The following is a 20,126-nucleotide window of genomic DNA, read 5'->3' on the forward strand; positions in this document are numbered from 1 at the left end:
CGGGCTTGCTCGCGAAGGCGGTGTGTCAGTCACTGAATCTTTGACTGAACCACCGCTTTCGCAGGCAAGCCAGCTCCCACATTTGATCTGTTTTGCCAATAGCCATGCTTCGGCCTCCAGAACCCGGCATTTTTACCCCCGTGAGAAAAAATACACAAAGCGGTGAATTATTTCGTGTCCACTTGTATCTGAACTGACAGAGCGGTGCCATCGTAGCGATGGCACCTCCCCTGTTCAGCTTTTGAGTGGCCCGCATGAAACTACGTAAAAAACGCGTCAAACCCATCGGATTGAAAGACATCACCATTGTCGACGACAACAAGATGCGCAAGGCGATCACCGCCGCCGCACTTGGCAATGCCATGGAATGGTTCGACTTTGGCGTCTATGGCTTTGTCGCCTATGTGCTGGGCAAGGTGTTCTTCCCTGACGCTTCCCCCAGCGTGCAGATGATCGCAGCGCTGGCCACCTTCTCAGTACCTTTCCTGATTCGCCCGTTGGGCGGCCTGTTCTTCGGCGCACTGGGCGATAAGTACGGGCGGCAAAAAGTCCTGGCCGCCACCATCGTGATCATGTCCTTGAGCACCTTTGCCATCGGCTTGATCCCCGGCTATGCCTCCATTGGCATCTGGGCCCCGATCCTGTTGCTGCTGTGCAAAATGGCCCAGGGTTTCTCGGTGGGCGGCGAGTACACCGGCGCGTCGATTTTCGTGGCCGAATACGCCCCGGACCGCAAGCGCGGCTTCCTTGGCAGTTGGCTGGACTTCGGCTCCATCGCCGGTTTCGTGCTCGGCGCGGGTGTGGTGGTGTTGATCTCCACCGTGCTCGGTGAAGCAGAATTCGAGGCCTGGGGCTGGCGCTTGCCGTTCTTCCTCGCCCTGCCCCTGGGCATCATCGGCCTGTACCTGCGCCACGCGCTGGAAGAGACCCCGGCGTTTCAACAGCATGTCGACAAACTCGAACAGGGTGACCGCGAAGGCCTGAGCCACGGCCCCAAAGTCTCGTTCAAGGAAATCGCCACCAAGCACTGGCGCAGCCTGCTGACCTGCATTGGTATCGTCGCGGCCACCAACGTGACCTACTACATGCTGCTCACCTACATGCCGAGCTACCTGTCCCACAACCTGCACTATGCCGAAAACAGCGGCGTGCTGATCATCATTGCGATCATGGTCGGCATGTTGTTCGTGCAGCCGTTCATTGGTTTTGTCAGCGACAAGATCGGCCGCAAGCCGTTCATCATCGCCGGCAGCATCGGCCTGCTGTTCCTGTCGATTCCGGCCTTCATGCTGATCACCAGCGGCAAGACCGGCCTGATTTTCGGCGGTCTGTTGATTCTGGCGGTGGTGCTGAACTTCTTTATCGGTGTGATGGCGTCGACCTTGCCGGCAATGTTCCCCACCCACCTGCGCTACAGCGCCCTGGCTAGCGCCTTCAACGTCTCGGTACTGATCGCCGGTGTTACGCCGACCGCCGTGGCCTGGCTGGTGGAGAGCACCAACGACCTGTACATGCCCGCCTATTACCTGATGGTGTTTGCGGTGGTTGGCCTGATCACGGGCCTGACCATGAAGGAAACCGCCAACAAGCCCCTGCGTGGCGCGGCCCCGGCGGCTTCCGACATGGAAGAAGCCAAGGAGCTGCTGCAGGAGCATCACGACAATATCGAGCAGAAAATCGAAGACATCGATGCCGAGATTGCCGCGCTGCAAACCAAGCGGGAAAACCTGGTACAGCAACACCCGCGCATCAACTAATAACCTGACTGTGCGTGGTCGCGGCCTGCGACCACGCCATTGGAGCGTTCAGCATGGTTTCAAGCGTCACCGCCGCACATAGGTTACTCAGCGCAGACGAGCGCGCCGCCATTGCCGAAATTGAAGCAACCACCAATATCCTCAAGCTGGTCACTCGTCTGACCGGGATGAGATTCGCCGGCATCGCCAAGTTCACCGACCAGGAATGGGTGGTGTGTTCGGCCTACGACCCGCTACAAATGGGCATCAACGTCGACGACGTACTCGACCTGGAAACCACCCTGTGCAGTGAGTTCTGCATCAACCCACACACCCTGTTCGTCCCCCAGATCAGCCAGAACGGCCGTTTCGCGTCACGCCCGGTGGTCAAGCAATACGCCATCGAAAGCTACGCCGGTGCGCCGATCTTTCTGCCCGATGGCCGCCTGTTCGGGGCGCTGTGTGCGCTGGACTCACGGGCCATGCTGTTCGACGACCCGAACCTGCCGGAAACCCTGAGCCTGTTCGCACGGCTTATCGGCTGCATCTTCTACGCTAATCTGACCCCGGCGGATCACTGACACCCGCCCGGCCCCGCAGTGCTGCCATATCACGCTTGGGCGGCACCCCGAACAGCCGGCTGTACTCACGGCTGAATTGCGACGGGCTCTCATACCCGACTTTGAACGCGGCACTGGAGACATCCTGGTGCTCGTTCAACATCAATCGTCGTGCTTCATTCAGACGCAGCCATTTCTGGTATTGCAGCGGGCTCATCGCGGTCAGTTGCCGGAAGTGATGGTGAAAGGTCGCCGCGCTCATTTGCACCCGCGCTGCCAGCTCTTCCACACGCAGGGCCCCGTCGAAATTCAACTTCAGCCAGTCGATGGCCTTGGCAATCCGATAGCCCTGCCCGTCCACCGAACAGATCTGGCGCAGTCGGCCGGCCTGGTCGCTTTTCAATAGCCGGTAATGAATCTCGCGCTGGATCAATGGCGCGAGTACCGGGATAGCCTCGGGTTCGTCCAGCAACGCCACCAGGCGCGCGAATGCGGCCAGCATGCCGTCGGTGACCGTGCCGATCCCCACGCCCTTCATGACTGCGCGCTCACGCACCGGCGGCAAGCCACCCTGGGCGATCAGCTCCGCGAGCATGCGCAGGTCCAGCTTGAACGTCAGCCCCAGGCACGGCTGCTCGGGGCTGGCGGCCAGCACCTCGGAATTGGCCGGAATGTCCAGCGACGTCACCAGGAACCGGGACGTGTCGTAGGGGTAGCCCTCGCCGCCGACCCACAACTGCTTCTCGCCCTGGGCCACCAGCACGATGCACGGCTCAACCATGCACACCACCGGCGCAGCGGGTTGCTCACGCCGATAAAAGCCCAGGCCGGGGATCGGCATCGCGTAGTCGCCGGGCGACGGGGTGCGCGAACCAATCGACTGGATCAGCGCGTTCAGGGGGGTGGGAGTGGACGTCATGACAGACCCTTTCAATGCTTCATTGCACTTTACCCGCGCAAGTCACGGGCGTCGTCATCTGGCGCTGAAACTCAGAGGATCAGGCAAGTAATCCACTCAAATGCACTACAGAAGCCCTGCCGTCACCCGGAAAATGTGCGGACACTTCACAAGGAACATCCCTATGAAACGCCTCTTGCTCGCCCTGGGTTTGCTGGTGACTTCTCTTTCTTCATTTGGAGCCGATATGTCTAACGGTGCGGATAACTTTTACAGCAGCGACACAGTGACGGCCGAACCTGTCACCTTCAACAATCAATACGGCATGCAGGTGGCAGGCACGCTGTTTGTGCCCAAACACCTGGCCCCAGGCTCAAAGCACGCAGCCCTGGTCGTCGGCCACCCGATGGGCGCCGTCAAAGAGCAAAGCGCCAACCTCTACGCCACCAAAATGGCTGAACAGGGTTTCGTGACCCTGTCCCTGGACCTGTCGTTCTGGGGCCAAAGCGCCGGTACGCCGCGCAACGCGGTGTTGCCCGACCTCTACGTGGAAGACTTCAGCGCCGCCGTGGACTTTCTCGGCACTCGCCCACAGGTCGACCGGGAACGCATCGGTGCCATCGGCATTTGTGGCAGCGGCAGTTTTGTGATCAGTGCTGCGAAGATCGATTCGCGTCTCAAGGCAATCGCCACCGTCAGCATGTACGACATGGGCGCGGCCAACCGCAATGGCCTCAAGCACGGCATGACCTTGCAACAGCGCCAGCAGATCCTGCGCCAGGCCGCCAACCAGCGCTATGTAGAGTTCCAGGGCGGCGAGACCCTCTACACCGGTGGCACGCCGCAGAGCCTCACGGGCGACCCGGTCGGCGACGAGTTCTACGACTTCTACCGCACCCCCCGCGGCGAAGTCACCCCGGCAGGCGCCTCATCGCAGACCACCACCCGGCCGACGCTGACCAGTAACGTCAAGTTCATGAACTTCTACCCCTTCAACGATATCGAGACGATCTCGCCGCGCCCACTGCTGCTGATTACCGGGGCCAACGCGCACTCCCGTGAATTCAGTGAAGACGCCTATCAACGCGCCGCCGAGCCCAAGCAATTGCTGATCATCCCCAACGCCGGCCATGTAGACCTGTACGACCGCGTCGAACTGATCCCGTTTGACACGCTCACCACCTTCTTCCAGAGCCACTTGCAGTGAGCTCCGTTATCCCTCAACCGCAACGCTGGGGCGCGGTGCTGGCGATGTCGCTCGCGGCGTTTGCCTTGGTCGCCTCCGAGTTCATGCCGGTCAGCCTGCTCACACCGCTGGCCGCTGACTTGCACATCACTGAAGGCCAGGCCGGCCAGGGCATTTCCGTGTCCGGGGTGTTTGCCTTGCTCACCAGCCTGGTGATCGCGGCGGTTGCCGCGAGGATGGATCGCAAGCGCCTGCTGATGGCCCTGACCCTGCTGATGATCCTCTCTGGCAGCGTGGTGGCGTTCGCACCGAATTACGCGGTGTTCATGTTCGGGCGCGCATTGATTGGGGTGGCGATTGGCGGTTTCTGGTCGCTGTCGGCGGCCACGGCAATGCGCCTGGTCGAGCCCGCCCAAGTGCCACGGGCCTTGGCCATCGTCAACGGTGGCAACGCCCTGGCGACGGTGATCGCGGCGCCGCTGGGCAGCTTTCTTGGCGGCCTGATTGGCTGGCGCGGCGCATTTTTTTGCGTGGTGCCGGTGGCCGTGATTGCGCTGGCCTGGCTGTGGCTGAGCTTGCCTGCGCTCAAGCACAGCGGCGCAGCGAACACCGGCAATGCACTGCGCCTGCTGAAAAACTCCAAGGTGGCCGTGGGCATGTGCGCCGTCAGCCTGTTCTTCATGGGCCAGTTCATGCTGTTCACTTACCTGCGGCCGTTCCTGGAAGGCGTGACCCGGGTCGAGGTGTCCACCCTGTCGCTGATGCTGCTGGTGCTCGGCCTGGCCGGTCTGGCGGGTACGGTGTTGATTGAGCATTTGCTCAAGCGTCATTTGTACCCGACGCTGATTGCCATCCCGCTGATCATGGCGGGCATCGCCCTTGCACTGGTGGGGCTCGGCGGTTCAGCGATTGTCACCACCGTGCTGTTGGGCTGCTGGGGCCTGGTAGCGACAGCTGCACCGGTTGGCTGGTGGACATGGCTGGCGCGCACCTTGCCCGACGACGCTGAGGCCGGCGGGGGGTTGATGGTCGCCATCATCCAGTTGGCGATTGCCGCCGGTGCCACCGTCGGTGGTGTGGCATTCGACTTGAGCGGTTATCAGGCCACCTTCGAGTTGAGCGCCGCCTTGCTGGTAGTCGCCACGCTGCTGGCTTACCTGGCATCCCGGCGCCCTGCTCATGCGCGCATGGCGAGCGACGCTATTTGAAAAAATGACTCGGCGTTTTGCCAAACTGTTTCTTGAACATGCTGGTAAAAGCGCTGGGGCTTTCGTAGCCCAACTCAAACGCCACATCGATGATCTTCTCCCCCACCGCAATGCGCTCCAGCGCCAGCAGCAACCGCGCCTGCTGGCGCCATTGGCCGAAGGTCATGCCGGTTTCCTTACGGAACAGGCGCTGGATGGTGGTCTGGTCCAATCCCAACCGCGCACTCCAGTCGGCGACGGTGGAGGCATCACTCGGTTCATCCTGCAACGCCAGGCAGATCGGGCTCAGGCGCGGGTCCGCAGGCTGCGGCAAAGACAGCGGCAAAGCCGGCAGGATGGCCAGTTCATCAAGAATCAGGTGCATGATCCTCGCGTCCCGTGAGTCCTCGGCATACGGCGGTTTCAAGCTCACCGAGGCCTTGATCAGTTCGCTCAGCAGCGGCGAGACCGTCACCGTCTTGGGCTCGGCCGGCAAGTTGGGGAAGCTGTCCGGGCGCACGAACACGCTGCGCATCTTCAGCGTACCTACGCAGCGCAGTGAGTGAACTTGACCGCAAGGCATCCAGAAGCCACGATTGGGCGGCACCGTCCATTGCCTCAGGGCCGAGTACACCACCATCACACCGCCAATGGCGTACAGCAGTTGGTGCTTGTTGTGGCTGTGTTCGGGGATCACCCAGTTTTCGGGGTAATCGGTGGCCGAACTGATGACGGCCCAGTCGCCCTCATCGATCTCTCGCAGAAATTTATCCAGTGATTTGATCATTTCGCCCTTTTTGCGATGGTTTCTGCCCGAATTGCGCGAGACAGGCATTGGCGCCGAATCTAGCATAAACGCCGAGTCCAGATGGAGTGGCGGTTCACATCACCGCCGCCCGCCTCCACGCCTGTCAGTTGCCTTGTACGGAATGCCCGCATGTCCACAGTCACAGCGTCACCCGCCGCACCTTCGACCAGCTCGCAAGTAAGCCCCTTAGTCATGCGCGTCCTGGGCGCCTGTGCCCTGGCGCACCTGATCAATGACTTGATCCAGGCGGTACTGCCGTCGATCTACCCGATGCTCAAGGCCAACTACGGCCTGAGCTTTACCCAGGTTGGCCTGATCACCCTGACCTTCCAGTTGACCGCCTCCCTGCTGCAACCGTGGATCGGCTACCACACCGACCGCCACCCCAAACCCTGGTTATTACCAGCGGGCATGGTGTGCACCTTGATCGGCATCTTGATGCTGGCCTTTGTCGGCAACTTCCCAGCGATATTGCTCGCGGCAGCGCTGGTAGGTGTGGGCTCATCGACCTTCCACCCGGAAACCTCCCGCGTCGCACGCCTGGCTTCCGGTGGGCGCTACGGCCTGGCGCAATCGACCTTCCAGGTCGGCGGCAACACCGGCAGCGCTTTCGGCCCGTTGCTGGCGGCGGCGATCATCATTCCCTACGGCCAAAGCCACATTGCCTGGTTCGGCCTGTTTGCGGTGTTCGCCATCCTGGTGCTGTACGGCTTGAGCCGCTGGTACCGCCACCACCTCAACCTGTTCAAGCTCAAGCAAGGCGGCCAGGCCACCCACGGTTTGTCCAAAGGCCGCGTGACCTTCGCCCTGGTGGTATTGGCTGTGCTGGTGTTCTCCAAATACTGGTACATGACCAGCCTGACCAGTTACTTCACGTTCTACCTGATCGAAAAATTCCAGCTGTCGGTAGCCAGCTCGCAGATGTACCTGTTCCTGTTTCTCGGCGCAGTGGCCGTGGGCACCTTTGCCGGTGGCCCGATCGGCGACAAGATCGGCCGCAAGAAAGTCATCTGGTTTTCGATCCTCGGCGCCGCACCGTTCACCCTGGCCCTGCCCTACGTCGACCTGTTCTGGACCGCCGTACTCAGCGTGGTCATCGGCTTTATCATCGCCTCGGCGTTCTCGGCCATCGTGGTGTTTGCCCAGGAACTGGTGCCGGGCAATGTGGGCATGATCGCCGGGATATTCTTCGGCCTGATGTTCGGCTTCAGCGGGATCGGCGCGGCGCTGCTCGGGATGCTCGCTGACCATCACGGCATCGAATACGTGTACAAGCTGTGCTCGTTCCTGCCGCTGGTGGGTATCCTGACGGTACTGCTGCCTTCTACCAAGGGGGTCTGATTGGTTGGGCTGGACTGCAAGCCAACGGGTACCTGACTGACTCCACGCCCCCCAAATGTGGGAGCGGGCTTGCTCGCGAAGACGGTGGCACAACCTATGAGGTTCTTGACTGTCACACCGCCTTCGCGAGCAAGCCCGCACCCACAGCGCATCGCTGGCCACGTAAGCTACCCCCCAGCCGTGCTACAGGTCATGACCGACCCTCACACTGCGCCCGGTCTTCACCGACTCCAACGCACAATCAGCCAGATGCAACGCATACAGGCCATCGCGCATACTGGTGGGCAACTCGCGCCCCTCGTTCAACGCATCGATGAACTGCGTCAGCTCATTGCGATACGCATCCGCGTAACGCTCAAGGAAAAAATGCTGCAACGGCTCCAGCGCTTCGGTGTGCTCAGCGCTCCAATGGCGCACGGTGCTGGGCCGGTGATTGTCGGTCAGCAGCACGCCGCTGGCGCCGGAAACTTCTACGCGCTGGTCATAGCCATACACCGCCTGGCGGCAGCAGTTGATATGGCATTGTTTGCCCGAAGCGGTGCGTAGCAAAACCATGACGCTGTCGTAGTCGTCGATCTGCTCCAGGGTCGGGTCCACCAGGCGACTGGCGAAGGCGCTGACTTCTACCGGTTCCTCGCCGAGCAAATGGCGAGCGGTGTCAAAGTCATGGATGGTCATGTCGCGCAGGATCCCGCCAGAGTGTTCCAGATAGTCACGCGGTGCCAGGCCAGGGTCGCGACTGGTGATGATCACCTGGCGCACGACGCCGATCTGGCCGGCGTCCAGCGCCTGGCGCAGGCGCAGCATGTCCGGGTCGAAGCGCCGGTTGAAACCGAGCATTACCTTGCCGCCCTGGCGCTCCACGGTTTGCGCCGCGCTGCGCGCCTTGGCGATGTCCAGGTCGATGGGTTTTTCGCAGAGCACCGCCTTGCCCTGGGCCACCGCAGCCAGCAACAGGTCGATGTGGGTGTCGGTGGGCGTGCCGATCACCACCGCATCGATGTCCTCGCGGCTCAGCACGGCGGCGCAGTCATACGCGGCTTCACACCCCAACTGGGTGCTCAAGGCATCGACACCTGCGCGCCAGGGATCGGCCACCAGCGCCAGCGTGGCATTGGGATGGGCGGCAACGTTGGCGGCGTGGATCTTGGCGATGCGCCCGGCACCTAGAACGGCGATACGTAGCATGGTCGAACTCCTGGATTGTTATTGGACGTGGTATTTCAGCGCTTCAGTCCGGCAGGTTGAACGGCGTGACGATCTGCACCTGTGACGGCGCAATCGGCCCGGCCTTCCAGAGCCGGTGGTAGTGCAGGATGTGCAGGAATACGTGGCGGGCATCGATCTGCAGGTTGTGATCGATGATCGCCGCGACTTTTTCTTCCCTCAGCAGTTGGCGGTTTTCTTCGTCAAGGTCGTGGCCGATGAACACCTCCAATGGACGGTCCTGGGCGGCAAACGCGTCGACAATTGCGCGGTTGCCACCGCCGACGCTGTACACCGCCTTCAGCCCGGGGTGCTGGAGCAAGGCTTGGGTCACTCGCTCAAAGGTGCGCTCATACACGCCGTAGCCGCCGCTGATATCCAGTACTCGCAGGTACTCGGCGCGGCCACGCAGCCAGGTACGAAAACCCATCTCGCGCTCTTCTTCGCCGCGGAACAATTCGCTGCCGATCACCACCGCCACGTCCTGCGCCTCGGTCGGCAGCCAGCGCGACATCAGGTAGGCCGCTGTCTGGCCGGCCGTGCGATTGTCCATGCCCACATAGCCGATGCGCTCGCTTTGGGGCAGGTCGGTGACCAAGGTCACCACCGGAATACTGGCCGCAATCAGTTGCTTGACGGCCAGGTTCACCGCCGGCTCATCCGCAGCCTTGAGCACCACGCCCTGGCTGCCCGTGTCGAGGCAGCGCAGCAGTTGGTCATGCATGGCCTGGGGCTCGATCTCCTCGAACAGGTGAAAACGTGGCGCGATGCGAAACGGTGCCAGGCTGGCCAATTGGCCAACGATCGCCGCCTGCACCGCCGCGCTGAAACGCTGGGGCGTGTGCATGATCACGTCCACATGGAAGGTACGCCCCACGGCCAAGCCATTTTTTTCCTGGGATTCCAACTCCTCCAATGCCTGCTCGATACGCCGCCGTGTCTGGGCGTGCACGCTGCCGCGCTGGTGCAACACGCGGTCCACCGTGGCCTTGCTGACGCCAGCCTGGGTGGCGAGTTGCTTGATGGAAAAGTGTTTTGCGCGTTCGAGCATGGGTTTCGCCTGAGGTGTTTTTGAGGTCTTTTTTGGGCGTTATTGAGGTTTTGCAATGCTAGTCTCAGTTTTGCCCGGCGTCGAGCCGGGCCAGCAAAACAACAAAAATTCCAGGAGAACCCCAATGCCCCACACCGATCTTGCGACCTCGTTCAGCGGCCAATACTTTGTCGTCACCGGCAGCACCCAGGGCCTCGGCGCGGCGGTGGCCCATACCCTGGCTCGCCGTGGTGCGGCCGGGCTGATCATTTGCGGGCGTCGCCGTACCGAGGGCGACGCGCAGGTGCGCCAGCTGGCCCAGTTGGATTGCCAGGCATTTTTTGTCGAGGCCGACCTGGAAAAGGTCGAAGACTGCCGCGCTATCATCGAAGCAGCGCGCGTCCATTTCGGTACCTTGCACGGCTTGGTGAACTGCGCCGGCATGTCTGACCGCGGCACCATTCTCGACACCTCGCCGGAGCTGTTCGAGCGCTTGTTTGCGGTCAATGTACGGGCGCCGTTTTTCCTCATGCAGGAAGCGTTGAAGCTGATGATCAGCAACGGTGTCGCAGGTGCGGTCGTCAATATCCAGAGCGTTACCGGCCATGGTGGGCAATCGTTCTTGAGTGCCTACGCGGCGTCCAAGGGCGCGCTGGCGATCCTGACCAAGAACGTAGCGTTCAGTGCCTTGCGCAACCGCATCCGCGTGAATGGCCTGAACATCGGCTGGATGGACACGCCCCACGAGGATCAGATCCAGCGCCAGTACCACGGCGCCCAGGACGGCTGGCTGGCCGAAGCCGAACGCGCCCAACCGTTTGGGCGCCTGCTCAAGCCCGAAGAGGTGGCGCGCAGCGTGGCATTTTTGCTGTCCGCCGAGTCGGGAATGATGAGCGGCGCGGTCATCGACCTGGAACAGGGCGTGGTCGGCTGCACCGACAGCAGCACCCCGCAACCTCACCAGGCCCTGAGCCTTCCAGGAGGTGTGTGATGTCGGCTTTCGTAAACGGCGACGCGGTGCGCCTGGCCGACTTCAGCCGGATCTGTGCGCAGCGCACCAACGCCAGCGACTACCCGCTGTGCCTTGAGGTACAAGGCAGTGTGCCGATCTATCAGGCCCACACCTTGCGCAACAGCGACCGCCTGGTCGTCATGAACGAGCTGCATCACCTGTTCCGTGACGGGCCCGGCGTAATGGTGGTGCGCCAAGCCTATGAAGACCTGGAAGTGGTGGACCGCCACAGCCAGGTCTTCGACGCGATCTTTGCCCATGAAGCCGCCCAAGGCGTGGCTGCCGATCACTTTGCCAAGGCCGGTAGCAATGGCAGGATCTGGAACGCGTTGCAGAAGGCGGCCTTACAGTCCCCCGAGTCTTTTGCCGAGTACTACGCCAACCCTCTGCTGGGGTTGATTGCCGAAGCCTGGTTGGGGCCGGGCTTTCAAGTCACGGCGCAAGTCAATGTGGTGCATCCAGGTGGCCAGGCGCAGCAGCCGCACCGTGACTATCACCTGGGTTTTCAGACCAGCGATGTGGTCGAACGTTTTCCGCTGCCGCTGCATGCGCTGTCCCAACATTTGACGTTGCAAGGTGCTATCGCACACTCGGATATGCCGCTGGAAACCGGCCCCACCCAACTGCTGCCCTTTTCCCAGCAGTACGCCTTGGGGTACCTGGCGTGGCGTCGCACGGAGTTTATCGACTACTTCCAGCAACACGCGGTGCAATTGCCGCTGAACAAGGGCGACTTGCTGTTCTTCAACCCGGCGCTGTTCCATGCCGCCGGCACCAACCGCACGGCCGATCGCCAGCGCATGGCTAACCTGCTGCAAATCTCCTCGGCGTTCGGCAAGCCGATGGAAGCCATCGACCGCGACCGCATGATGCTGGCGGTGTACCCGGTGCTGCTCGCCAACCCCAACCTGGATGCCCACGCCGTGGTCGCCTGTACCGCAGACGGGTACTCCTTCCCCACCAACCTCGACACCGACCCACCCTTGAGGGGCCTGGCCCCACAAACCGGGCAACAGCTGATGCTGCAAGCCCTCGACGAACGCTGGCCGTGCTCGGACTTCGCCGCCGCCGTGGTGCAGCTACGGGCCAAACGCCAAGCGTAAACCGCCCTGCTTTGACAACAACAAAAACAACGGAGCAAAACCATGAAGAAGCAACTCCTTGCGGCACTGTTAGTCCTGGCGTTCAGCCCTTGGGCGCTGGCCGACATTCGCATCGGCGTGAGCATCGCCCAGGTGGACGACGTATTCCTCGCACAAATGCGCGACTACATGGCCGCCCACGCCAGGGAACTGCCCGATGTCACCCTGCAGTTTGAAGACGCCCAGGGCGATGTGGTGCGACAACTCAATCAGGTGCAAAACTTCACCGCCCAGGGCATGGACGCGATTATCGTCAACGCGGTGGACACAGCGGCCACCCAGAAGATGACGCTCAATGCCCAGCAGGCCAAGATCCCGCTGGTGTACGTCAACCGCCGCCCGGAGTTCAAGGAGGTACCAGCGGGCGTGGGCTATGTCGGTTCGGACGAGATCAAGGCCGGCGAAATCCAGATGCGCTACCTGGCCGAGAAAATGGGCGGCAAGGGCAACCTGGCGATCATGCTCGGGCTGCTGTCCAACAACGCCACCCATAACCGCACGCTGGGGGTGAAGAGCGTGCTGAAGGACTACCCCGACATCAAGATCGTCGAGGAGCAAAGCGCCGAATGGCAGCGTGGCAAGGCGATTGACCTGATGAACAACTGGATCGTATCAGGGCGCAAAATCGATGCCGTGGCCGCGAATGCCGATGAAATGGCGATTGGCGCGGCCATGGCTATCAGCCAGGCAGGCATGCAGCCGGGTAAGGACATCCTGGTGGCCGGCAGTGACGGCGGCGCAGCGGGATTGGACGCGGTGAAAAAAGGCCAGTTGTTGGTCACGGTGTACCAGGACAACAAGGGCCAGGCAGTGGGTTCCATCGACCTGGCGGTGAAGATGGTCAAGCAGCAGCCGTACACGGCGGAGCTGACGATTCCTTATCAGCAGATCACCAAGGACAACTACCAAGCGTTCCTTAATCCCTGAAGGCCGCGCACTACCCATGGCAAGGGAGCTTGCGCCCTTGCCATACAGGCTTAGTTGAGCGTTCGCCGGGAAAACCCATTAACCACGATATAGAGCAGCGGCCCTACCGACACAAACACTGCCGTCAGTAAAAAATACGGCAGCACTGAGGCCATCGACCGCCCTCGCCCACGCGCATCCCGGTACATCCACACACACGCCAGCACCGCCATCAGATACAGGTCAATCACCACCTGTGCCGTATCGGGTCTGGACATCAGTTCCCATCCAAATGCCAACAGTGACTGCTCGGCCGTGAGCATGGTCGCCACGGTATAGACGGTGAATCCCAGCAAGGCCGCCAGGGCGATATAAGGTTTTTGCATGGTCTCTTCCTTGAAGTGCAACGTTGATCAACGCGGCCACCTTAGCGATAAAGGGCGGCCACTCGCAATGTTGCTGACGCCTTGCGCGGGGATGTCGTTCCCGCCGCCTACGCGAAGTAGGCCGCGCTGGTTTTGTGAAATATCTGTACGTAGACTGCCGCCATACCCCCACTTGAAGGCGGCGAAAAAAACGTGATGCAAGTTACTGAAGTCTCCATTGCCCAATTGCGCGCTGCGCTTGAAGCCGGCCAGACCACGGCAGTTGAACTGGTGCAGGCGTACCTGGCGCGGATAGATGCCTACGATGGCCCGCAGACGGCCACTGCACTGAACGCCGTGGTGGTACGCAACCCCGATGCGCTCAAAGAAGCCCAGGCGTCTGATGCACGCCGCGCCAAGGGGCAAACCCTGGGGCCACTGGATGGTATCCCCTACACGGCCAAGGACAGTTACCTGGTCAAGGGGTTGACGGCTGCATCCGGCAGCCCGGCGTTTGCCAAGCTGGTGGCCCAGCGCGATGCCTTCACCATTGAGCGTCTGCGTGCCGGTGGCGCTATCTGCCTGGGCAAGACCAACATGCCGCCGATGGCCAATGGCGGTATGCAGCGTGGCGTGTACGGTCGCGCCGAAAGCCCCTACAACGCCGACTACCTCACCGCGCCGTTTGCGTCGGGTTCCTCCAACGGTGCCGGCACCGCCACCGCCGCCAGCTTTGCCGCGTTCGGGCTGGCTGAAGAAACCTGGTCCAGCGGTCGCGGCCCGGCCTCCAACAATGGCCTGTGTGCCTACACGCCTTCACGCGGGGTGATTTCCGTGCGCGGCAACTGGCCGCTGACCCCGACCATGGACGTGGTAGTGCCCTACGCTCGCACCATGGCCGACCTGCTGGAAGTGCTCGACGTCGTGGTGGCCGAAGACCCGGACACACGAGGCGACCTGTGGCGCCTGCAACCCTGGGTGCCAATCCCCAGCGTCACCTCGGTGCGCCCGGAGTCCTACGCGGCGCTGGCAGTCAACAGCGAAAGCCTGGCCGGCAAGCGCTTTGGCGTGCCGCGCATGTACATCAACGCCGACCCGGAGGCTGGCACCAGCGAAAAACCCGGTATCGGCGGCCCGACCGGGCAAAAAATCCACACCCGCGCCACGGTGATTGAACTGTGGCAAGCCGCGCGCCAGGCATTGGAAGCGGCGGGTGCCGAAGTGATCGAAGTGGATTTCCCGCTGGTGTCCAACTGCGAAGGCGACCGCCCCGGCGCACCGACGGTGTTTACCCGTGGCCTGGTCTCTAAAGAGTTCCTCCACGACGAACTGTGGGAACTGTCAGCCTGGGCCTTCGATGACTTCCTGCGCGCCAACGGCGACCCGCACCTGAACCGCCTGGCCGATGTGGACGGGCCGAACATCTTCCCCCACGACCCCGGCACCCTGCCCAACCGTGAAGACGACCTGGCCGCCGGCATGGACGAATACGTGCGCATGGCCCAACGCGGCATCACCTCATGGGACCAGATCAGCACCGTGCCCGATGGCCTGCGCGGCCTGGAGCACACCCGGCGCCTGGACCTGGAAGACTGGATGGACACCCTGGGGCTTGACGCCGTGCTGTTCCCCACCGTGGCCGACGTAGGACCGGCCGATGCCGATGTGAACGAAGCGTCTGCCGATATCGCCTGGAGCAACGGCGTATGGGTCGCCAACGGCAACCTCGCCATCCGCCACCTGGGCGTACCCACCGTCACCGTGCCGATGGGCGTGATGGCGGACATTGGCATGCCGGTGGGGCTGACCTTCGCCGGGCGTGCCTATGACGATTCGGCGCTGTTGCGCTTTGCCTCGGCGTTCGAAGCCACCGGCAGCAAACGGATGATCCCGCCGCGTACGCCACCGCTGGCGGCTATCTAGCTGGGCTCCTCACTCAAAGTGTGGGAGCGGGCTTGCTCGCGAATGAAGTGTGTCAGTCAACAAATCAGGTGACTGACACGGCGCATTCGCGAGCAAGCCCGCTCCCACACTTTTTGTTCATATTTCAGTTCAAACACCGTGGTGCGACGACCGAAGAACCTCGTTGCGACGCTGCCACTCCTCCACCACTTCCCCCAAGGTCTTGGGTGCGCCATTACGAATCCACGCCATGAATGGACGGTTGAACTTGAACGCCGGGCCGCACTGCTCAAGCATAAAGCGGCGCACGTTCTGGGTGTTTTTGTAGCTAGGGGTGACGGGTGTAGCACGGGTGATGACGTCGCTGTGCCAGTCAAAATCCATGATGTACCTCGGCTGCGCGGATGGTGATGAATACTCTAGCGCCTCCTCACCTCAAGCTCCTGCAAATTTCACTTTCCTTTCCCCTTGAGAATATTGCATGGTTGTACGACGACATACCTCGTCGTATTTCCCAACAACAATAAGGAACCCCCCCCATGCCCAACTTCAAAGTGCTGATCGGATTTCTGTGCCTGTTCTGCGGCTACGTCGCCGCCGCGCCCGGCGCAGCCGAGAAGGATGTAGCCCAGGCAGTCGATCAATTGACCCAAGCCATGCTGCACCTGGACCTCAAGCAGCTTCATGCACTGACGTCCGACAAGCTCACCTACGGCCACTCCAGCGGCAAGGTGCAGAACAAGGCGCAATTCATTGCCGACCTAGAAACCCATACCAGCGCATTCAAAACCCTGGAGATGCAAAACCAGACCATCACCCTCAATGGCGATACCGCCCTGGTGCGCAACCACTTCCACGCCCTGGCAGTGAACAGCGGTGTGGACACACCAACCGATATCGATAACTTCCAGGTCTGGCAAAAACAGCATGGCAAATGGCTGCTGATTGGTCGCCAGGCTTACAAGTACTGAAGATCGCTCACCACGCCACCACCTTGCGCACCTTCACCAGCGCCTCACGCAACGCCGCCATCGGCACCGAACCCAGGGCCAGGCGCAGTGCGTGGGGCACCTGGGCCGAGACCGCGAACGGTTCGGCGGTTGAAACCGAGATGCCCGCCCGCTGCAAGGTCATGGCGACCTGATCGGCGCGGGCGTCTTCCGCCAACGGTAGCCACAGAAAGTAGGATGACGGGTGGCTGATGGTCTTCACGCCCCTCAGCACCTGTGCTGCCAACGCTTGACGAGCCTGGGCATCCGCACGCTTTTGCGCCTCCAGTTGCGCCACCGTGCCGTCCTCGAGCCAGCCCACCGCAATCGCGCTCATCACCCCCGGCACGTTCCAGGTAGTGGCCATGATCGTGCGTTCCAACCCGCTTACCCACGCCATAGGCGCAGCGATAAAGCCCACACGCAAACCGGTGGCGACACTCTTGGACAACCCGCCGATGTACACCGTGCGCTCCGGTGCAAGAGTTGCCAAAGGTGGCGGTGCTTCTTCGGCGAGAAACGCATAGGCGCCATCCTCGATGATCATCAGGTCGTGCTGCCGGGCGATTGCCACCAAACGCTCGCGCTGCGCCAGGCTCATCACCCAGCCCAGCGGGTTATGCAGGGTCGGCATGCTGTACACCGCTCGCACCGGGCGCTGGCGACACAAGCTGTGCAGGTGGTCCAGGTCCGGGCCGCTGGCGGTGACTGGGATGGCGACCAGTTCCAGGTGCAGGGTTTCGGCCAGTACCTTGAACCCCGAATAGGTCAATGCATCCACCGCCACCACATCCCCAGGCTTGAGCAAGGTCATCATGCTCACCGCCAGGCCATGCTGGGCGCCGCTGACGACAAGCACCTGCTCGGCTTGCACCGCCAACCCTCGGTTCAACAAGTGCCGGGCCACGGCGGCGCGCTCGTGCACACGCCCGGCATGGGGCTGGTAGCGCAGCAGCGCCTCCAGATCGCCAGACAGGGCGAGCTGGCGCAACGCCGTGCGCAACAGCTCGGCCTGGCCCGGCAAAGACGGATAGTTGAAATTCAGGTCCAGCAAACCCGCCGCAACCGTCATCTGCCCGCTGCCCTGCCCCGGTGGCAAGGCAATCTCACGCACGAAGGTGCCGCGCCCGGTTTCGCCGCTGACCAGGCCCATGGCTTCCAGCTCGCTGTACACCCGGCTGGCGGTGACCAGTGCCAGGCCATGCTCGGCGGCCAATCGCCGATGGGTAGGTAACCGCGTGCCGGGCTGCAATTGGCCGCTGCGGATGGCCTCGGCGAAGGTATCGACCAGCGTCTTGTAGCGAGCACGGGGCATAGGGATGTATCCATGACAATTTTTTGATTGTCTTAATCTTCAATCCTAGGATGCCCAGCATGCAACTGCCATTTTCGGACAGGTCCCCCATGGAACGCACTTCTCCTCTCGGCACTCTGGACAGCAGCACCCAGGGTTGGATCAACGGTTTTATCGGCGTGGTGATTTTCAGCGGCTCGCTGCCAGCCACGCGCCTGGCGGTGATGGAATTCGATCCGGTGTTCCTGACCATGATCCGCGCCACCCTCGCGGCACTATTGGGGTTGTGCCTATTGGGGGTGTTCAAGGAAAAACGCCCCACACGCCAGCAATGGGCACCGCTGGTTATCGTCGCGCTTGGCGTGGTGATCGGCTTTCCACTGCTGACGGCCCTGGCCCTGCAGTACGTGACCTCGGCCCACTCCATCGTCTTTATCGGCCTGCTGCCACTGGCTACGGCGGTGTTCGGTGTGCTGCGCGGCGGTGAACGGCCGAGGCCGGTGTTCTGGTTGTTTTCGGTCCTGGGCAGCCTGTTGGTGATGGGATATGCCATTGCTCAAGGCTTGAGCGCCGCACCCGCGGGCGATGTGTTGATGCTGTTGGCCGTGCTGGCATGCGGCCTGGGGTATGCCGAAGGCGCCAAGCTGTCGCGCAACCTGGGCGGCTGGCAGGTGATCTGCTGGGCGCTGGTGGTGTCGCTGCCGGTGGTGGCGCCCTTGAGCCTGTTGTTGGCGCCGTCCACCCTCAGCGGCATCAGCTTGCCGGCATGGCTGAGCCTGGGCTATGTGGCGTTGTTCAGCATGTTGATCGGCTTTGTATTCTGGTACCGCGGCCTGGCCCAAGGCGGGATTGCCGCGGTCGGCCAGTTGCAGTTGCTGCAACCGTTCTTCGGCCTGGCGCTGGCAGCGGGTTTGCTGCATGAACAGGTCAGCCTGGGCATGGTGCTGGTGACGGTGGCGGTGATCGGCTGCGTGGCCGGGGCGAAGAAGTTTGCTCGCTAACCCCTGGCCTGCTAAATAGAAGCGTCGCCAAACAACAACAAGGACTCTGCATGCACAGCGCTTCTCTCCAGGACACCACGGCGCCGGACGGCATCTGTTACGGCTGCGGCAGCAGCAACCCCCATGGCCTGCACATCAAGAGCCGCTGGGATGACGATGGCGTGCACGTCATTGCCGAGCACCAACCCGAGGCCAAATACAGCGGCTGGCCGGATCTGGTCTACGGTGGGCTGATCGCCATGCTGGTGGACTGCCATTCCAACTGGACCGCCATGGCCTACCACTACCGCGCCGAACAGCGTGAACCCGGCAGCCTGCCGCGCATCGACTGCGTCACCGGTAATCTGGGGATCAAATTCATCAAACCCACGCCCATGGGGGTGCCCCTGGTCCTGCGGGCTCGGGTCGAAGGCGAAATCGGCCGCAAAAGCCGTGTGGTCTGCGAAGTGTATGCAGGCAGCGTGCTCACCGCCGTCGGCGACTCGGTGTTCGTGCGCGTCGACACCGGGCAACTGGCCGCCGCAGCCCATGGCCGCGAGGTTTGATCCTGGTCTACAGTGACGGCAACCGCTAATCGAGGACTGCACCGATGACTCGTCTGACCGCGAAAAACTTTGCTCCCGAACTGCTGGAACTCTACGACGGCTATGCCCACGGCAAGATCAACCGCCGCGAATTTCTCGACCGCGCCGCGCTGTTCACCCTCGGTGGCCTCACCGCTTCGGCATTGCTCGCGGCCCTGAGCCCTGGCCGAACAGGTGCAATTCACCGACCCGGATATCGTCGCCGACTACATCACCTACCCCTCGCCCAAAGGCAACGGCACCGTGCGCGGCTATCTGGTACGCCCAGCCAAGGCCGCAGGCAAACTGCCAGCCGTGGTGGTGGTGCATGAAAACCGGGGCCTGAACCCTTATATCGAAGACGTCGCCCGACGCCTGGCCAAGGCCGGCTTTATCGCCTTGGCCCCGGACGGCCTGACCTCGGTGGGCGGCTACCCTGGCAATGATGAAAAAGGCGTGGCACTGCAACAGACCGTCGACCCGACCAAACTGATGAACGACTTCTTCGCCGCCATCGAATGGCTGATGCACCACGACAGCAGCACGGGCAAAGTCGGCATCACCGGGTTCTGTTATGGCGGTGGCGTGACCAATGCAGCGGCGGTGGCCTACCCGGAACTGGGCGCGGCAGTGTCTTTCTACGGGCGCCAACCCGACGCCAAGGACGTGCCGCGCATCAAGGCGCCGATCCTGTTGCATTTCGGTGAACTGGATACGCGCATCAATGAAGGCTGGCCGGCGTATGAACAGGCATTGAAGGCCGCGGGGATGAGGTATGAGGCGTTTATCTACAAGGGCGCCAATCACGGCTTCCATAATGATTCGACACCGCGCTATGACGAAGCAGCGGCGAACCTTGCCTGGGAACGCACCCTGGGATGGTTCCGCCAATACCTCGCCTAGCCAAGCGCTGACGGTGGGAGCGGGCTTGCCCGCGAAGGCAGTGTGTCAGTCGCTGCACCTGTGACTGCACAACCGCTTTCGCAGGCAAGCCAGCTGC

Annotated in this window: 19 protein-coding genes and 1 pseudogene; 13 read left to right on the top strand and 7 right to left on the bottom strand. The window is 62.1% G+C overall.

The window, feature by feature from the left end; genetic code table 11:
* The first annotated feature begins 254 nt into the window (after nucleotides 1-254).
* Both proP and BT199_RS13300 read left to right on the top strand, forming a co-directional pair.
* Complete coding sequence (proP, locus tag BT199_RS13295; RefSeq protein WP_014718644.1) at nucleotides 255-1,757, top strand: glycine betaine/L-proline transporter ProP; 1,503 nt, start codon at nucleotides 255-257, stop codon at nucleotides 1,755-1,757.
* Between the two features lie 53 nt (nucleotides 1,758-1,810).
* Entirely contained in the window at nucleotides 1,811-2,317 is a 507-nt protein-coding gene (locus BT199_RS13300; RefSeq protein ID WP_014718645.1) for a GAF domain-containing protein, read from the top strand.
* Here BT199_RS13300 and BT199_RS13305 read toward each other — a convergent pair.
* Complete coding sequence (locus BT199_RS13305) at nucleotides 2,292-3,215, bottom strand: AraC family transcriptional regulator (protein ID WP_020302595.1); 924 nt, start codon at nucleotides 3,213-3,215, stop codon at nucleotides 2,292-2,294. The genes BT199_RS13300 and BT199_RS13305 overlap by 26 nt on opposite strands.
* A 163-nt stretch (nucleotides 3,216-3,378) precedes the next feature.
* Between BT199_RS13305 and BT199_RS13310 the strand changes: the two genes are divergently transcribed.
* Together BT199_RS13310 and BT199_RS13315 are read left to right on the top strand one after the other, a co-directional pair.
* Nucleotides 3,379-4,401, top strand: a complete 1,023-nt coding sequence (locus BT199_RS13310; RefSeq protein ID WP_072434659.1) for an alpha/beta hydrolase — start codon at nucleotides 3,379-3,381, stop codon at nucleotides 4,399-4,401.
* Complete coding sequence (locus BT199_RS13315; protein WP_072434660.1) at nucleotides 4,398-5,588, top strand: MFS transporter; 1,191 nt, start codon at nucleotides 4,398-4,400, stop codon at nucleotides 5,586-5,588. The genes BT199_RS13310 and BT199_RS13315 overlap by 4 nt, the downstream gene beginning before the upstream one ends.
* Here the strand turns inward: BT199_RS13315 and BT199_RS13320 are convergent.
* Nucleotides 5,581-6,402: an AraC family transcriptional regulator gene (locus BT199_RS13320; protein WP_014718649.1), complete on the bottom strand. Its 822-nt coding sequence runs from the start codon at nucleotides 6,400-6,402 to the stop codon at nucleotides 5,581-5,583. The genes BT199_RS13315 and BT199_RS13320 overlap by 8 nt on opposite strands.
* A 102-nt stretch (nucleotides 6,403-6,504) precedes the next feature.
* On the opposite strand from BT199_RS13320, the gene BT199_RS13325 reads away from it, so the two are divergent.
* The gene (locus tag BT199_RS13325) at nucleotides 6,505-7,716 is read left to right on the top strand and encodes an MFS transporter (protein ID WP_072434661.1); all 1,212 of its coding nucleotides are present in this window, start codon (nucleotides 6,505-6,507) and stop codon (nucleotides 7,714-7,716) included.
* Between the two features lie 183 nt (nucleotides 7,717-7,899).
* Here BT199_RS13325 and iolG read toward each other — a convergent pair whose 3' ends face one another.
* Together iolG and BT199_RS13335 are read right to left on the bottom strand one after the other, a co-directional pair.
* Nucleotides 7,900-8,904, bottom strand: a complete 1,005-nt coding sequence (gene iolG, locus BT199_RS13330) for an inositol 2-dehydrogenase (RefSeq protein WP_057975766.1) — start codon at nucleotides 8,902-8,904, stop codon at nucleotides 7,900-7,902.
* Between the two features lie 43 nt (nucleotides 8,905-8,947).
* On the bottom strand, nucleotides 8,948-9,973 hold the full coding sequence (locus BT199_RS13335; RefSeq protein WP_072434662.1) for a LacI family DNA-binding transcriptional regulator: 1,026 nt from the start codon (nucleotides 9,971-9,973) through the stop codon (nucleotides 8,948-8,950).
* 124 nt (nucleotides 9,974-10,097) lie between these two features.
* Here BT199_RS13335 and BT199_RS13340 point away from each other — a divergent pair, with 124 nt between their 5' ends.
* Genes BT199_RS13340 through BT199_RS13350 form a run of 3 tightly spaced genes read left to right on the top strand, consistent with a single transcriptional unit; the run spans nucleotide 10,098 to nucleotide 13,033 of the window.
* Nucleotides 10,098-10,943 (top strand): SDR family oxidoreductase, encoded by an 846-nt coding sequence (locus BT199_RS13340; protein ID WP_057975764.1) that lies wholly within the window; start codon nucleotides 10,098-10,100, stop codon nucleotides 10,941-10,943.
* Nucleotides 10,943-12,067, top strand: a complete 1,125-nt coding sequence (locus BT199_RS13345; RefSeq protein WP_072434663.1) for a phytanoyl-CoA dioxygenase family protein — start codon at nucleotides 10,943-10,945, stop codon at nucleotides 12,065-12,067. Before BT199_RS13340 ends, BT199_RS13345 begins: the two co-directional genes overlap by 1 nt.
* 42 nt (nucleotides 12,068-12,109) lie before the next feature.
* Nucleotides 12,110-13,033 carry a sugar ABC transporter substrate-binding protein gene (locus BT199_RS13350; RefSeq protein ID WP_057975762.1) on the top strand — a complete coding sequence of 308 codons (924 nt, stop codon included), beginning with the start codon at nucleotides 12,110-12,112 and terminating at the stop codon, nucleotides 13,031-13,033.
* A 50-nt stretch (nucleotides 13,034-13,083) separates the two neighbouring features.
* Here BT199_RS13350 and BT199_RS13355 read toward each other — a convergent pair whose 3' ends face one another.
* Nucleotides 13,084-13,398 carry a DUF2834 domain-containing protein gene (locus tag BT199_RS13355; protein ID WP_056784659.1) on the bottom strand — a complete coding sequence of 105 codons (315 nt, stop codon included), beginning with the start codon at nucleotides 13,396-13,398 and terminating at the stop codon, nucleotides 13,084-13,086.
* A gap of 192 nt (nucleotides 13,399-13,590) precedes the next feature.
* Between BT199_RS13355 and BT199_RS13360 the strand changes: the two genes are divergently transcribed.
* Entirely contained in the window at nucleotides 13,591-15,300 is a 1,710-nt protein-coding gene (locus tag BT199_RS13360) for an amidase (protein WP_072434664.1), read from the top strand.
* Between the two features lie 129 nt (nucleotides 15,301-15,429).
* On the opposite strand, the gene BT199_RS13365 is transcribed toward BT199_RS13360, so the two are convergent.
* The gene (locus tag BT199_RS13365) at nucleotides 15,430-15,663 is read right to left on the bottom strand and encodes a DUF6434 domain-containing protein (RefSeq protein ID WP_014718652.1); all 234 of its coding nucleotides are present in this window, start codon (nucleotides 15,661-15,663) and stop codon (nucleotides 15,430-15,432) included.
* Nucleotides 15,664-15,818: 155 nt separating this feature from the next.
* Between BT199_RS13365 and BT199_RS13370 the strand changes: the two genes are divergently transcribed.
* Nucleotides 15,819-16,250 carry a nuclear transport factor 2 family protein gene (locus BT199_RS13370; protein ID WP_014718653.1) on the top strand — a complete coding sequence of 144 codons (432 nt, stop codon included), beginning with the start codon at nucleotides 15,819-15,821 and terminating at the stop codon, nucleotides 16,248-16,250.
* A 7-nt stretch (nucleotides 16,251-16,257) separates the two neighbouring features.
* Here the strand turns inward: BT199_RS13370 and BT199_RS13375 are convergent, their stop codons facing one another.
* Nucleotides 16,258-17,583 (bottom strand): aminotransferase-like domain-containing protein, encoded by a 1,326-nt coding sequence (locus BT199_RS13375; RefSeq protein ID WP_072434665.1) that lies wholly within the window; start codon nucleotides 17,581-17,583, stop codon nucleotides 16,258-16,260.
* A gap of 89 nt (nucleotides 17,584-17,672) precedes the next feature.
* Here BT199_RS13375 and BT199_RS13380 point away from each other — a divergent pair, with 89 nt between their 5' ends.
* From BT199_RS13380 to yghX, 3 genes and pseudogenes are all read left to right on the top strand, one after another.
* Entirely contained in the window at nucleotides 17,673-18,563 is an 891-nt protein-coding gene (locus BT199_RS13380; RefSeq protein WP_003190848.1) for a DMT family transporter, read from the top strand.
* A 50-nt stretch (nucleotides 18,564-18,613) separates the two neighbouring features.
* Entirely contained in the window at nucleotides 18,614-19,108 is a 495-nt protein-coding gene (locus BT199_RS13385) for a PaaI family thioesterase (protein WP_003190847.1), read from the top strand.
* 44 nt (nucleotides 19,109-19,152) lie between these two features.
* Nucleotides 19,153-20,029 (top strand): annotated as a pseudogene (yghX, locus tag BT199_RS13390) (YghX family hydrolase).
* The last annotated feature ends 97 nt before the right edge of the window (nucleotides 20,030-20,126 follow it).

This window comes from Pseudomonas sp. NFR02, from assembly GCF_900119375.1.
Classification (GTDB): domain Bacteria; phylum Pseudomonadota; class Gammaproteobacteria; order Pseudomonadales; family Pseudomonadaceae; genus Aquipseudomonas; species Aquipseudomonas paracarnis.

What these genes read in the sequence shown, in the direction of transcription:
- BT199_RS13335 (WP_072434662.1), bottom strand. Translation starts at nt 9,973, where the DNA reads ATGCTCGAACGCGCAAAACACTTTTCCATCAAGCAACTCGCCACCCAG.
- BT199_RS13340 (WP_057975764.1), top strand. Translation starts at nt 10,098, where the DNA reads ATGCCCCACACCGATCTTGCGACCTCGTTCAGCGGCCAATACTTTGTC.
- BT199_RS13370 (WP_014718653.1), top strand. Translation starts at nt 15,819, where the DNA reads ATGCCCAACTTCAAAGTGCTGATCGGATTTCTGTGCCTGTTCTGCGGC.
- BT199_RS13345 (WP_072434663.1), top strand. Translation starts at nt 10,943, where the DNA reads ATGTCGGCTTTCGTAAACGGCGACGCGGTGCGCCTGGCCGACTTCAGC.
- BT199_RS13310 (WP_072434659.1), top strand. Translation starts at nt 3,379, where the DNA reads ATGAAACGCCTCTTGCTCGCCCTGGGTTTGCTGGTGACTTCTCTTTCT.
- proP (WP_014718644.1), top strand. Translation starts at nt 255, where the DNA reads ATGAAACTACGTAAAAAACGCGTCAAACCCATCGGATTGAAAGACATC.
- BT199_RS13325 (WP_072434661.1), top strand. Translation starts at nt 6,505, where the DNA reads ATGTCCACAGTCACAGCGTCACCCGCCGCACCTTCGACCAGCTCGCAA.
- BT199_RS13365 (WP_014718652.1), bottom strand. Translation starts at nt 15,663, where the DNA reads ATGGATTTTGACTGGCACAGCGACGTCATCACCCGTGCTACACCCGTC.
- BT199_RS13380 (WP_003190848.1), top strand. Translation starts at nt 17,673, where the DNA reads ATGGAACGCACTTCTCCTCTCGGCACTCTGGACAGCAGCACCCAGGGT.
- iolG (WP_057975766.1), bottom strand. Translation starts at nt 8,904, where the DNA reads ATGCTACGTATCGCCGTTCTAGGTGCCGGGCGCATCGCCAAGATCCAC.
- BT199_RS13355 (WP_056784659.1), bottom strand. Translation starts at nt 13,398, where the DNA reads ATGCAAAAACCTTATATCGCCCTGGCGGCCTTGCTGGGATTCACCGTC.
- BT199_RS13375 (WP_072434665.1), bottom strand. Translation starts at nt 17,583, where the DNA reads ATGCCCCGTGCTCGCTACAAGACGCTGGTCGATACCTTCGCCGAGGCC.
- BT199_RS13320 (WP_014718649.1), bottom strand. Translation starts at nt 6,402, where the DNA reads ATGCCTGTCTCGCGCAATTCGGGCAGAAACCATCGCAAAAAGGGCGAA.
- BT199_RS13350 (WP_057975762.1), top strand. Translation starts at nt 12,110, where the DNA reads ATGAAGAAGCAACTCCTTGCGGCACTGTTAGTCCTGGCGTTCAGCCCT.
- BT199_RS13300 (WP_014718645.1), top strand. Translation starts at nt 1,811, where the DNA reads ATGGTTTCAAGCGTCACCGCCGCACATAGGTTACTCAGCGCAGACGAG.
- BT199_RS13385 (WP_003190847.1), top strand. Translation starts at nt 18,614, where the DNA reads ATGCACAGCGCTTCTCTCCAGGACACCACGGCGCCGGACGGCATCTGT.
- BT199_RS13305 (WP_020302595.1), bottom strand. Translation starts at nt 3,215, where the DNA reads ATGACGTCCACTCCCACCCCCCTGAACGCGCTGATCCAGTCGATTGGT.